Raw genomic sequence first — 12,737 nt, 5'->3', positions numbered from 1 at the left:
CGCCAGCCGCTGCTACTGGATGTTGACGTCGACGCTCGCCGGCAGGTCGATGCGCATGAGCGCGTCGACCGTCTTCGGCGTCGGGTCGAGGATGTCGATCAGACGCTTGTGCGTGCGCATCTCGAAGTGCTCGCGCGAGTCCTTGTACTTGTGCGGCGAGCGGATGACGCAGTAAACGTTCTTCTCGGTGGGCAGCGGCACCGGCCCGACAACACGGGCGCCGGTACGCGTGACCGTCTCGACGATCTTGCGTGCCGAGGTGTCGATCGCCTCGTGGTCGTAGGCCTTGAGCCGGATGCGGATCTTCTGTCCCGCCATGGTGGCTGCTCGTTCCTTGTCGTCTCGTGCCGCTTTTGTCTTTTCAAACCTCAGCCTGACTGAGGTTTTCCCAGTTCAACGGCCCTGTCCCCGGTCCACGCGGTCGGGCGTGTCGTGCCCGACGCACAGACGGATCCCGCGGGATCTTCGTCTTGCCTGGTCTTCCTCAACGTGAGGAGGCATCGAGCCGGCGGAACTGCTTGATCGCCGTCTCAAACGCCCTTGCCCGCTAGCCTCACCCGAAGGAAGTGCTCCGCGGACCGTGGCCGCTCATACCAGGGCGGCCGGAACCCGTTTTCCGAAGAAGTACGAGTTCGGCCGCCCCAGGACGAGCAACCTGAATAGTGTCGCACACGTGATTTGACGCCTTGAACCCGGGGGTGTATCAGACCCCCGGGTCGGCGTTAAATCACTTGTTGATCTTGGTGACCTGGCCGGCGCCGACGGTCCGTCCACCCTCACGGATGGCGAAACGCAGGCCCTCGTCCATGGCGACCGGCTGGATCAGCACGACGCTGATGTCCGTGTTGTCGCCCGGCATGACCATCTCGACACCCTCCTTGAGGGTGACGACGCCGGTCACGTCCGTGGTACGGAAGTAGAACTGCGGGCGGTAGTTGTTGAAGAACGGGGTGTGACGGCCACCCTCGTCCTTCGACAGGATGTAGACCGAGCCCTCGAACTCCGTGTGCGGGGTGGTGGTGCCCGGCTTCACGACGACCTGGCCGCGCTCGACGTCCTCGCGCTTGATACCGCGGACCAGCAGACCGACGTTGTCGCCGGCCTCACCCTGGTCGAGCAGCTTGCGGAACATCTCGACACCGGTGACGGTGGTCTTGGTCGACTTCTCCTTGATGCCGACGATCTCGACCTCTTCGTTCACGTTGACGCGGCCACGCTCGATACGGCCGGTCACGACCGTGCCACGGCCGGTGATCGTGAAGACGTCTTCGATCGGCATCAGGAACGGCTTGTCGAGCTCGCGCACCGGGTCCGGCACGTTCTCGTCGACGGCTTCCATCAGCTCGAGAACGCTCTCGCCCCACTTGGCGTCGCCCTCGAGGGCCTTCAGGCCGGAGACCTTGATGACCGGAGCGTCGTCACCCGGGAAGTCCTGGGAGGACAGCAGCTCGCGGACCTCGAGCTCGACGAGCTCCAGGATCTCCTCGTCGTCGACCATGTCGGCCTTGTTCAGCGCGACCACGATGTAGGGCACGCCGACCTGCTTCGCGAGCAGCACGTGCTCACGGGTCTGCGGCATCGGGCCGTCGGTCGCCGCGACCACGAGGATCGCGCCGTCCATCTGCGCCGCACCGGTGATCATGTTCTTGATGTAGTCCGCGTGACCGGGGGCGTCCACGTGGGCGTAGTGACGCTTCTCGGTCTGGTACTCGACGTGCGAGATGTTGATCGTGATACCGCGCTGCTTCTCTTCCGGCGCGTTGTCGATCTGGTCGAACGCCGAAGCGGTGTTCAGCTCGGGGTACTTGTCGTGCAGAACCTTGGTGATCGCCGCGGTCAGAGTGGTCTTACCGTGGTCGACGTGACCGATGGTCCCGATGTTGACGTGCGGCTTGGTCCGCTCGAATTTCGCCTTCGCCACTGGAATGTCCTCCTGGACTGTTTTGCTTACTCACCGGCCAACGTGGCTGTCGGACGGGGATTCGTTTCTTGACGGATACCGCGGACGTTCAGGAGTGTTCCTTATGCCCGCGAGCGGACGGGAACTACTCCCCCGTCGCCTTCGCGATGATTTCCTTCGCGACGTTCGCGGGAACCTCGGCGTAGGAGTCGAACACCATGGAGTAGTTGGCACGTCCCTGCGTACGCGAACGCAGGTCGCCGACGTAACCGAACATCTCCGACAGCGGGACCAGTGCCTTGACGACACGGGTACCGGCGCGCTCCTCCATGGCCTGGATCTGGCCACGGCGGGAGTTGAGGTCGCCGATCACATCGCCCATGTAGTCCTCGGGCGTGGTGACCTCGACGGCCATCAGCGGCTCGAGGATGACCGGACCGGCCTTCTTCGCGGCTTCCTTCATCGCCATGGAGCCGGCGATCTTGAAGGCCATTTCCGAAGAGTCGACCTCGTGGTACGCGCCGTCCAACAAGGTGAACTTCAACCCGACGAGCGGGTAGCCGGCCAGCACGCCGTACTGCATGGCGTCCTGCGCGCCCGCGTCGACCGACGGGATGTACTCCCGCGGCACGCGGCCACCGGTGACCTTGTTGTCGAACTCGTAGAGGGCACCGTCGGTGGACTCGAGCGGCTCGAGCTTGACGATGACCTTCGCGAACTGACCGGAACCACCGGTCTGCTTCTTGTGCACGTAGTCGAGCTTCTCGACCGTCTTGCGCACCGTCTCGCGGTAGGCGACCTGCGGCTTACCGATGTTCGCCTCGACCTTGTAGTCGGACTTCATGCGGTTGACCAGCACCTCGAGGTGCAGCTCGCCCATACCGGCGATGATCGTCTGGCCGGTGTCCTCGTCCAGGTTGACCTGGAACGTCGGGTCCTCTTCGGCCAGCTTCTGGATCGCCAGGGACAGCTTCTCCTGGTCGGCCTTGGTCTTCGGCTCGATCGCGACGCGGATGACCGGCGCCGGGAACGTCATCGACTCGAGGACGACCGGGTTCTGCGGGTCGGCGAGGGTGTCACCGGTGGTGGTGTCCTTCAGGCCGATGACCGCGTAGATGTGGCCCGCCTGGGCCTCGTCCACCGGGTTCTCCTTGTTGGAGTGCATCTGGAAGAGCTTCCCGATGCGCTCCTTGCGCTCCTTGGTGGCGTTGATCAGCTGCGCGCCGGAGGCGACCTTGCCCGAGTACACCCGGATGTAGGTCAGCTTGCCGAAGAACGGGTGCGCGGCGATCTTGAACGCCAGGGCGGAGAACGGCTCGTCGACGGACGGCTTCCGGGTGACCGGGGTCTCGCCGTCGGGCAGCGTGCCCTCGACGGCCGGGACGTCCAGCGGCGACGGCAGGTAGTCGATGACCGCGTCGAGCATGGGCTGGACGCCCTTGTTCTTGAACGCGGAACCGGTGAGCACCGGGTACGCCTCGCGGGCGACGGTGAGCTTCCGGATACCGGCCTTGATCTCGGCCTCGGTCAGCTCCTCGCCCTCGAGGAACTTCTCCATCAGCGAGTCGTCGGTCTCGGCGACGGCCTCGACCAGCTTCTCCCGGTACTCGGCCGCCTTGTCGGCGAGCTCGGCCGGGATCTCCTCGACGGCGTAGTCCTCGCCCTTCTGGACCTCGCCGCGCCAGGTCAGCGCCTTCATGCGGACCAGGTCGACGACGCCTTCGAACTCGCTCTCGGCGCCGATCGGCAGCTGGATGACCAGCGGGCGGGCGCCGAGGCGCTCCTCGATGGTGCGGACGGTGAAGTAGAAGTCCGCGCCGAGCTTGTCCATCTTGTTGACGAAGCAGATACGAGGAACCTCGTACTTGTCCGCCTGACGCCAGACCTGCTCGGACTGCGGCTCGACACCTTCCTTGCCGTCGAAGACCGCGACGGCACCGTCGAGCACGCGGAGCGAACGCTCCACCTCGACGGTGAAGTCGACGTGACCCGGCGTGTCGATGATGTTGATCTGGTGATCGGCCCAGAAGGTGGTGGTGGCAGCCGAGGTGATGGTGATACCCCGCTTCTGCTCCTCCTCCATCCAGTCCATGGTGGCGGCGCCATCGTGGACTTCACCGATCTTGTAGTTGACCCCGGTGTAGAACAGGATCCGCTCGGTGGTGGTGGTCTTACCGGCGTCGATGTGGGCCATGATGCCGATGTTGCGGACCTTGTTCAGGTCGGTCAGCACTTCACGTGCCACGAGAGTGTTCCCCTGTCTCAAAATTGGGGCCCGGCAAGGCTTTGATCGGCAGCCGGGCGGATATCACCAGCGGTAGTGCGCGAAGGCCTTGTTGGACTCGGCCATCTTGTGGGTGTCCTCACGCCGCTTCACGCTGGCGCCGAGGCCGTTGCTCGCGTCGAGGAGCTCGTTCTGCAGACGCTCGATCATGGTCTTCTCGCGACGGGCCTGCGAGAAGGAGACCAGCCAACGGAGCGCGAGGGTCGTCGAACGGCCCGGCTTGACCTCGATCGGCACCTGGTAGGTGGCACCACCGACGCGGCGGCTCTTCACCTCGATGGTGGGCTTCACGTTGTCGAGGGCGCGCTTCAGCGTGACGACCGGGTCGGTGCCGGTCTTCTCGCGAGCGCCTTCGAGGGCGCCGTAGACGATGCGCTCGGCCAGGGACCGCTTGCCGTCCTTCAGCACCTTGTTCACCAGCTGGGTGACCAGCGGGGATGCGTAGACGGGGTCAGAGATCAGCGGCCGCTTCGGGGCCGGACCCTTGCGGGGCATTAGCTCTTCTCCTTCTTCGCGCCATACCGGCTGCGCGCCTGCTTACGGTTCTTGACACCCTGGGTGTCGAGCGAACCGCGGATGATCTTGTAACGGACACCCGGCAGGTCCTTCACACGACCACCGCGCACGAGCACCATCGAGTGCTCCTGCAGGTTGTGGCCTTCACCGGGAATGTAGGCGGTGACCTCGATGCCGCTGGTCAGCTTCACACGAGCGACCTTGCGAAGCGCCGAGTTCGGCTTCTTGGGGGTTGTGGTGTACACGCGAGTGCACACGCCACGCCGCTGCGGGCTCCCCTTGAGGGCCGCGGTCTTCTGCTTGGCAGCCTTGTCCTGGCGGCCCTTACGGACCAGCTGCTGGATCGTGGGCAATGGACCAGCTTTCTGTTCGCGATCTTGCTACTACGTGTTGTCTCCGGCCCCCGCGGTCGGGCGTGTCGGCCCGCGTCACGGTCTTGCGACCGGTAACTTCCCGTAGGGATTTTCCGTCGGATCCCGCGTGGGCGAAGCCTTGGAACCGGATGCCTGAGCACCCCGTTCATGCCGCACGGCACACGGGACGGCCCGACGCCTGCCGGGCACGGTCTCCAAAGATACCCGGCCACTTCCGGACCGGCCAAATCGGGGGGTCGATAACTATATCGTGCCGGGCGTCACGCCGCGGCCACCCTGATGGAACGGCGTTTCGGGGTGATTCATTCCCCGCCGGCCTCGGCGTCGTCCCTCCCTGGAGAGGACTCAGTCCTCGTCGGGCTTGGCGTGGTCCGCCCGGCCGGGATGCGGATCCCGGGAGAGGTCGATCAACGGATGCACGGGTGCCCCCTCCGGCGCCGCGTGACTCCCCCGCCTGGGTTCTTCGCTGCTTTCCTGCTTCTCGGCGTCCACGACGTCTCCCCTCGTTCGTACTGATACCGCCCTGCTCGGCAGACCACGCTACCTATTCCCCTATCGGGTGAGCCGGATGGATCCGGAAAGCACACCATCGCGTCAGACCCGTGAATGGTCCACGATGGCCGCGGTGATAGCGGACACACGCACTTCGCACGGGGAGGCTCCATGTCGGCCGAGTTCGAACAGCTGGTCGCCGAGTTCGAGAAGTTCCAATCCAAGATCAAACAGGCCGAGACGCAGTTCGCGAAGGTCGGCGAAATGCAGGGCGAACTGGCCGAGCTGGAGTCGGTGGCGACGTCGCCGGACCGCTCGATCACCGTCGTGGCGGGGCCCGGCGGGTCCGTGAAGGACATTCGCCTCAGCCCGGAAGCCCTTCGGCAGCAACCACAACAGCTCTCCGCCGCCATTCTGTCCACTTTGCACACGGCGGTGGCCGACGCGGCGCGGAAGCAGGCGGGGATCGTCGACGCGCAGTTCGGCGGGGCCTTCCACCTGAACGTCGAAGAACAGGTTCTCGAAGCCCAAGCCGAAGCACTGGGAACCACGGCGGACGATCTGCGGTCTCAGATGTCGGAGGAGCCACCACAGAACACCGCGCGCCGCCCTCGGAACGAAGACGACTTCAGCGAGGAGACGGTGCTCCGGCGGTCGGACGAACCGACTCCCGGGCCGGCGCCGTCCGGCGGGAACTCGGCCGGTGACCAGTTCCTCAAGAACCTGTTCGACGAGGAGGATCACCGATGACCGGACCAGGCGGGCACGCGGTCAAGACGCAGGCCTTGACCGACTACTCGAACAAGCTCGGCTACTACAAGGACGAGGCGGGCAAGTTCGGCGACCTCGTCGACCAGGCCGACGTCACGGACAAATCGTGGGGCCTGATCGGGCTCGCGGTGAAGCAGACCTACACCGGCAAACTCGCCGACCTGCGTGAACTGCTCGAACTGCTGAAGACCGGGGTCGACTCGTTCTCCGGGAAGATGACCCAGGCGGCGTCGATCTACAACGGCTTCGAAAACGACGCGACGATCACCCTGGGGAAGTACGAAGCCAAGATCGACGGACCGAAGTGAGCTGGGGGACGGCATGACCGACGAGAAGGCGAGCATCGCCGCCGGCGTCAAGATCACGGGTGACGACAGCTTCGGCAAGAACGCGATGGACGCGGCGAAGAAGGTGCCGATCGCGGGCAAGGGAGTCACCACCGTCGCCAACGCCTACGAGAAGTTCAGCACCGCGCAGGGCCCCGGCGACCTGGTGGCCGCCGGCGGGCAGCTGGTGCAGGACGGCGCCGGGTTCATCGCGGGCGCGGGGGCGGATGTGGCGAGCTTCGTGCTCGACCCGGTCGGCTGGCTGGTCAGCAACGGCCTCAACATCCTCATCGAGCTGATCCAGCCGCTGCAGGACGCGCTGCACTTCGTCACCGGCGACGGCCCGGCGCTCAAGACCGCGGCCGGCAACTTCGGCAACATCGCCAAGGGCTTCGTCACACTGGCCGACGACTTCGTCAAGACCGGCGACGAGTCCTTGAAGGACTGGATCGGCGACGCGGGCGACGCCGCCAGGAACGCGCTCGGCGACTTCGCCGTCGGTATCAAGGGCATCGGCAACAGCGCCGGGACGGTGGCCGAGACGCTGCAGATGTGGTCGATGGTGATGACCGTCATCGAAGAGGTCGTCAAATCGATCATCTCCGAGCTGGTCACCTGGGCCATCTACATCTGGCTGCCCGCGCTGGCCGCTTCCGTGGTGAGCCTCGGCTCGTCGGTGGCCGCCGCGATGACCGCGACGATCGCCAAGGCCGCGAGCGCGATGGGCAAGATCACCAAGCACCTCGGCAAGCTCGGCAAGCTGCTCGACAAGTTCATGGGCTTCATGCTCAAGTGGACCGACGACCTGGTGAAACAGGGTTCGAAGCTGACGAAGGCCGGCAAGGTCGGGATGACCCCCGGCCAGGAGAAGGCGATCGTCGGCGCGTTCGCGAAGGGCACCGGGTCCCAGCTGGGCACCTTCGGCGACGCCGCGAAGGACGTCCTCAAGGGTGTGCCGAACCAGGCGATCAAGCAGGTGGTCGGGGTCAACCCCGCCGACCTGGCGAAGGGTTCGGCGTATCAGGGCAAGGCGGCCTTCGACGTCGCGAACAAGGTCATCGACAACACCAAGAACGTCACCGCCGGGCAGGAGTACGGGCGCACCGGCGGTCGCCACAGCGATGAGGAGACCCGCGAGAACCTCGACATGGACCAGTAGGGTCGCCCGATGGACGATCAGCTGGCCGGGCCGTGGCTCATCGCCGGTGGATACACCCTGGCCCTGGCTCTGTTGCTGCTCGGCGGGCGATTCGACGGACGGCGGCCCACCGCGGCCGCCGTCAGCTACGCGCTCTGCGGGATCCTCGTCTCCGAGACGTCGCTGTACTGGCTCTCGGCGGGGTCCGGCAGCGTGGTGCCCGGCTGGCTGTGGTTCGCGTTCCCGCTGGCCATCGCCGCTCTGGCGGTCTGGCGGGGGTATCGGCAGAAGACGTGGACCGGCAGGCTGGGCGGGTCCGGTGAGCCGAGCTTCGGCGTACTCCCCTCACGGGGGATCGCCGTCACCCACGCGTCACCCGAGTCGGTGGTGTCCGCGGTCGAGTTCGACCACAACGGGCACCGCCTGCTCGGCGTCGAGTACCGGCTCGGCGGCGCTGAAGGCTTCCCAGACCTGGGCAGGACAGCTGACCTGACCGATGGGACGTACGCCCTGATCCAGCTTCGGACGCCTGCCGTGCCTTCGGTCGTCATCACCCCCGTGACGGGCGCTTTCGAGCCGGAGCGGTTCACGCCGCTGGAGGACGCACGCATCACGCGGAACACCATCGGGGCGCCGAAGCCGGACGCCCTGCTGCAGCGGTTCGAGACCGGTACGGAGTTCGACCGGCGGTTCACCGTGACGACGTCCGATCCGAAGTTCGCCGAGGCGCTGCTCTCCCCCGGCGTCCGCGCGTTGTTCGAAGGCGATCCGTGGTTCCGGGTCCGCGAGGTCGCCTTCCACGGCGGTTCACTGTGGACCTCCGAGGCCGGGACGCTGACCGAAGAGATGATGTTCGCCGATTCCCGCCGCCTGGCCGTCCTGGCGTCCACGGTGGACTGGGAGGACGCGGACTTCCGTTCGGTGGCGGTGGCTTCCGACACCGGCGACTCCGGATGGCTGGGCGCGCGGCGAGGTCCGCTCGCCGGGCTCCGCGGTCCGCTCAACCGGCGCCGGGAAGCGGCCGGACGTCAGCCGCTTTCGACGCTGTCGCTGGTGGCGCGCACGGTCGTCGCGCTCGCGCTGGTGCTGCCGGGGCTGGCGCTCGCGGTGAACTCCCTGACCGCGCTGACCGGGCTCGCCCCCGAGGCGCGGCTCACCGTGACCGCGACGCTGCGGGCGGAGGCGAGCACTTCGAGCTGCACCAGCTGCGGCAACGGCAACCTGGTGGACGGCAGCTACGAACTCGACGGAGAGACGCACGAGGTCAAGGACCTGCGGTGGATGTCCTTCGGGAATTTCCCGGAGCGGGGTGACGTCGTCGACATCGCCGTGACTCCGCTGTGGTGGCATCCGCTGATCGAAGGCAAGGACACCGCCGTCTTCCTGCTGCTGATCGGCCTGGCCCCTGTCCTCGCCGGCTCCCTCCTCGCGAAGGCCACCTTCCGGCCGCGTCCGCGTCGCGTTTAGCGGGCTAAACGCGATCCGGCACGGCCGGGGCCAGGGACTTCGCGAAGTAGTGGTGCGCGTAGGGGTCGTCGTTGAAGGGCTCGACCGTCTCGTAGCCGAGGCGCGCGTACAGGGCCCTCGCCTCGACGAGGTCGTCGCGGGTGTCGAGGCGGATGGTCGTGGCGCCGAGGCCGCGGGCGACGTCTTCCGCGGCGGCCACGAGGAGCGCCGCACCGCCCTTGCCGCGTTCGGGCTTCCGCAGGAAGACGCGTTTGAGCTCGGTGATCTCGGGCGTCATCACCCGGAGCCCGGCGCAGCCGGCCAGCACCCCGTCGCGCCACGCGAGGAGGAAGGCGCCGGTCGGTAGGACCATGTCCCGGCTGTGCTGCTCCTCGAGCAAGACGTCGAGCTCGGCTTCGGTGACCTGGCGCTCGTAGTAGCGCGACGCGATCTCGTCCAGATATTCGCGCAGCAGCTGGACGGCGTCCGCGTGATCGACGGGGCTGACTTCGAAGCTCCAGGTCATGGCTACATTCTGCCGACCTTGGCCACCGGTTTTCGCCCCGCCGCCGGATCGCGATTAGGGGGCTAAACGCAGGTCAGGACGGGGCCAGGCGGCCGGCGCAGGTGGCGACCTCACCGGGGGCCGACTTCTCCGAGGTGACGACGGCGCCGCCCACGGCCACCCGGCACTCGACGGCGCCCTCGCCCTGCCCCATGAGCTGGACGGTCGGCGGGGTGCCGGTGTTCTTCCACGTGAGCTCCTTGCGCCACGGCAGCGTCACCTGGAGCTCCTGGTGCACGAGCCCCAGCCCGTTCGAGTCGTAGACCACGGTCGCGGTCCCCGTCCCGGCGAGTTCGTAGGCGATCAGCCAGTCGTTCGACACCGGCTGCGCCTGGCTGAGCGTCCGCGTGATCGTGCGGTCCGGTCCCCGAGACGGCGCGGCCTCGGTCGGCGCGCCGACCACGGCCACGGTCTCGGCCGGCGGCTCCTCGCCGCCGTTGAGCAGCACCACGCAGGTCGCGAGAGCGGCCACCACGATCCCCGCGATGGCGATGCGCCCGATCAGTTGTCTGTCGGCCATCGGCCCTCCTCGCCGAAAGCGGCGGCGCGGCCCGGGAGCCGCGCCGCCGCGGAAGTCAGGACGGCAGCAGCCGGCCGGGGACGCCGTTGAGCGACTGGACGAGACCCAGCACCGGGACGCCGAGCGGCGCGAACGTCCAGATGTTGTGGAGGTCGCTCGTGTCGGGTTCGTCGACGACCACGACATCGTTCGGGGCGTCCTGCGCGGCGAGCGCGGGAGCCGCCGAGCCGAGCACGACGAGACCGGCGAGCGCGGCACCGGTGACCGCGCGGACGAGGGTCTTCTTCATGAGATTCTCCTTTACTGGCAAGGGTTTTACGAAATGGGCGTGATGATCCCGTAGATCGGGGCGAGGACGTCGGTGGGCACGGGGACGGTCGGTCCGAGCAGTCCGCCGAGGTCGAGACCGGGGATCAGCCAGACCGCGGGACCGCCGCCGCCGGTGGGCAGCCCCGGCAACGGGTCGGCCGAGGCGACTCCGCCGGCGAGTCCGGACAACGCGCCCGCGACGGCGAGCGGCAGCAGCACACGGGCCGCGATTCGTTTCATCTCTTCTCCCTTTTCTTTCGGTGAAATCGGATCCGTCAGCGAAGGACCGAGCTGACCGGCACGATCGTGCCGTCGGGGATCCACTGCCCCGCGTAGTTCCGGTCGGCGATCATCCCGACGGCGTGTGGTTCGCCCGGGTACATCGGCATGGCGTTGACCTGCGCGGCCGCGAAGATCTGGACGTCGCCGTTGATCGACGTCCACTGGTCGCCCAGCCAGTTCCGGAACCCGCCGAGTGTGGGACTTTCGCCGCCGAAGGCATTGCCCGCCGCGACCGCGAAGCTCACGGCGACCTGCTCACGCGGGTCGAATCTCAACGGCACCGAGGAACTCGCGACGGAGTTGACGATCGGCCCGTTCAGCAGCCAGGGCGCCAGGTACAGGCCGAATTGATGAGTCGGCTTGAGCCGCTGGGACTCGGCCGCACGGGTCATCGCCGTGTAGCCGCCCGCCCAGCCGGACACGACGACCAGCGCGGTGTTCGGACCCGCCTCGGCCTGCACCGGCAGACCGGAACGCGCGGCGGTGTCGCGGACCAGCTTCGCGGCGGCGACACCGCGCGGCGACGCGTCCTCGACAAGGGTGAGCGCGGACGGCTTGCGTCCGGCGAGGAATTCGACGAGTTTGACGAGAGAACCGCTGTCCTCACTCGAAAGCGCGTCCGCCGGGCATGAGGTGAGGGCTTCGCGACGGTCGGCGATCAGGCCGCCCAGCGCCGCCGAAGCACACTCGGGTGCGTCCGCGTCCTCGATGACGTGGCCTGGCTCCTCCCCCGCGTCGACCTCGATCGACGTCTTCTCCTCGCCGCGGCTGACGACCAGGTCGCTACGCCCCTTCGGCAGATCGACCTCCGCCCAGGTGCCCTCGGCGCCGGGCCGCACGATGGCCTTGCCGATCAGCCCGCCTTCGATTCCCGCGGAGAGGTCTTCTCCGGCGCTCGCGGGGAAATGGACGAGGTTCTTGCCGGGCCGCTGCGGGCTCACCAGTACGGGGAATCGCTGTTCACCGAGGACCGCGTCGGCGAGCAGCGCGACACCGGGGACCGGGAGCTCGGGCGGTTTGGGAATGGCCGCGAGCGCGCTCCAGGCGACGAAGGAAACGGCCACGGCCGCCGCGCCGAACCGGTAGACACGCGTGGAATCTTTGCGGGAGAAGAAAAAGCCAGCGGTGACCGGCAGCACCGCGATCACCAGCACCGTGAGACCGAAGAGCGTCCCGTAGATCCTGCGGTCGAAACCCAGCCCGGAGGTGAACAACTGGACCGCGCCCGCGACGACGAGAAGTCCGCCCAGTGTCAGGGAAAGCGGGCCGAGCCGGAAGTTCGTCTGGCGCCACTGATCCGCGGGCACCCAGACGGAGAGAACGGTGACGCCGAACCACAGGGCCGCGGCCGCGACGTAGACGGTGTCGATGGCGAATTCGACACCCGTCCGCCCGAGCGAGGTTTCGAGCACCACCAGCGCGGCGAGCGCCAGTGCGGCCCAGCGGCCTGCCGACGGCCACCGGATCAGGACGGGGATCGCCAGTGCCAGCAGGAGATGCACGATCAGCGCGATGACGTTGACGTCGGTCGCGAAGGCGGAAACCGCGGCCAGCACGGCGGAAGCCCCACCGAGGGCGGCGATGGTGAGGTACAGCCGGTGTGGCAGTTCACCCACCAGCGGGCGCAGGATCCCTGTGCCCGCCAGGAAAGCGGTCGCCAGCAGAAGTCCGAGCCGGAGCAGGACGAGGGCGATGTCGACGCCGGCCGAACCCGAGCTCGCCGGTATGACGTGGTGATCCATGGGACCTTCTCCGAACAGATCGGCGGAGCCGTGGGTGGCGGACCGCGCCCGCCACCCACGACCTTCCGCGCC

15 protein-coding genes are annotated in these 12,737 nt (G+C 67.3%); 4 read left to right on the top strand and 11 right to left on the bottom strand.

Going from position 1 to position 12,737, the window contains the following annotated elements:
* Positions 1-12: 12 nt before the first annotated feature.
* The 6 genes from rpsJ to ACOCEP_RS14570 all read right to left on the bottom strand — a co-directional run bounded on the left by rpsJ (position 13) and on the right by ACOCEP_RS14570 (position 5,566).
* Positions 13-318, bottom strand: coding sequence for a 30S ribosomal protein S10 (gene rpsJ, locus ACOCEP_RS14595; RefSeq protein WP_003102098.1), 306 nt, complete (start codon positions 316-318; stop codon positions 13-15).
* Between the two features lie 409 nt (positions 319-727).
* Entirely contained in the window at positions 728-1,921 is a 1,194-nt protein-coding gene (gene tuf, locus ACOCEP_RS14590; RefSeq protein ID WP_073847314.1) for an elongation factor Tu, read from the bottom strand.
* 124 nt (positions 1,922-2,045) lie between these two features.
* Positions 2,046-4,145, bottom strand: a complete 2,100-nt coding sequence (fusA, locus tag ACOCEP_RS14585) for an elongation factor G (RefSeq protein WP_378411407.1) — start codon at positions 4,143-4,145, stop codon at positions 2,046-2,048.
* 63 nt (positions 4,146-4,208) lie between these two features.
* Positions 4,209-4,679 (bottom strand): 30S ribosomal protein S7, encoded by a 471-nt coding sequence (gene rpsG, locus ACOCEP_RS14580; protein WP_007031033.1) that lies wholly within the window; start codon positions 4,677-4,679, stop codon positions 4,209-4,211.
* Positions 4,679-5,053 carry a 30S ribosomal protein S12 gene (rpsL, locus tag ACOCEP_RS14575; RefSeq protein WP_003102113.1) on the bottom strand — a complete coding sequence of 125 codons (375 nt, stop codon included), beginning with the start codon at positions 5,051-5,053 and terminating at the stop codon, positions 4,679-4,681. The genes rpsG and rpsL overlap by 1 nt, the downstream gene beginning before the upstream one ends.
* A 366-nt stretch (positions 5,054-5,419) precedes the next feature.
* Positions 5,420-5,566 carry a hypothetical protein gene (locus ACOCEP_RS14570; protein WP_126733346.1) on the bottom strand — a complete coding sequence of 49 codons (147 nt, stop codon included), beginning with the start codon at positions 5,564-5,566 and terminating at the stop codon, positions 5,420-5,422.
* Positions 5,567-5,737: 171 nt separating this feature from the next.
* Here ACOCEP_RS14570 and ACOCEP_RS14565 point away from each other — a divergent pair, with 171 nt between their 5' ends.
* The 4 genes from ACOCEP_RS14565 to ACOCEP_RS14550 are packed head-to-tail and all read left to right on the top strand — an operon-like array spanning position 5,738 to position 9,268.
* A complete protein-coding gene (locus ACOCEP_RS14565; RefSeq protein WP_482337764.1) occupies positions 5,738-6,316 on the top strand; it encodes a YbaB/EbfC family nucleoid-associated protein in 579 nt (192 codons plus the stop codon).
* Complete coding sequence (locus ACOCEP_RS14560; protein WP_465415353.1) at positions 6,313-6,645, top strand: hypothetical protein; 333 nt, start codon at positions 6,313-6,315, stop codon at positions 6,643-6,645. Before ACOCEP_RS14565 ends, ACOCEP_RS14560 begins: the two co-directional genes overlap by 4 nt.
* 13 nt (positions 6,646-6,658) lie before the next feature.
* Complete coding sequence (locus ACOCEP_RS14555) at positions 6,659-7,822, top strand: hypothetical protein (protein WP_482337762.1); 1,164 nt, start codon at positions 6,659-6,661, stop codon at positions 7,820-7,822.
* A 9-nt stretch (positions 7,823-7,831) separates the two neighbouring features.
* Entirely contained in the window at positions 7,832-9,268 is a 1,437-nt protein-coding gene (locus ACOCEP_RS14550) for a hypothetical protein (RefSeq protein WP_482337760.1), read from the top strand.
* A gap of 4 nt (positions 9,269-9,272) precedes the next feature.
* Here ACOCEP_RS14550 and ACOCEP_RS14545 read toward each other — a convergent pair whose 3' ends face one another.
* The 5 genes from ACOCEP_RS14545 to ACOCEP_RS14525 form a co-directional block, all read right to left on the bottom strand.
* A complete protein-coding gene (locus tag ACOCEP_RS14545; RefSeq protein ID WP_482337758.1) occupies positions 9,273-9,773 on the bottom strand; it encodes a GNAT family N-acetyltransferase in 501 nt (166 codons plus the stop codon).
* 73 nt (positions 9,774-9,846) lie between these two features.
* Positions 9,847-10,332, bottom strand: coding sequence for a hypothetical protein (locus ACOCEP_RS14540; RefSeq protein ID WP_482337756.1), 486 nt, complete (start codon positions 10,330-10,332; stop codon positions 9,847-9,849).
* A 55-nt stretch (positions 10,333-10,387) separates the two neighbouring features.
* Entirely contained in the window at positions 10,388-10,621 is a 234-nt protein-coding gene (locus tag ACOCEP_RS14535) for a hypothetical protein (RefSeq protein WP_482337754.1), read from the bottom strand.
* A 26-nt stretch (positions 10,622-10,647) separates the two neighbouring features.
* Positions 10,648-10,881 carry a hypothetical protein gene (locus ACOCEP_RS14530; RefSeq protein ID WP_378369435.1) on the bottom strand — a complete coding sequence of 78 codons (234 nt, stop codon included), beginning with the start codon at positions 10,879-10,881 and terminating at the stop codon, positions 10,648-10,650.
* 35 nt (positions 10,882-10,916) lie between these two features.
* Positions 10,917-12,665, bottom strand: coding sequence for a hypothetical protein (locus tag ACOCEP_RS14525; RefSeq protein ID WP_482337752.1), 1,749 nt, complete (start codon positions 12,663-12,665; stop codon positions 10,917-10,919).
* Positions 12,666-12,737: the final 72 nt, after the last annotated feature.

It is taken from the genome of Amycolatopsis sp. CA-211722, from assembly GCF_056828465.1.
Note: the sequence above shows the minus strand (reverse complement) of the source record. Positions and strands in the feature narration are given on the sequence as shown.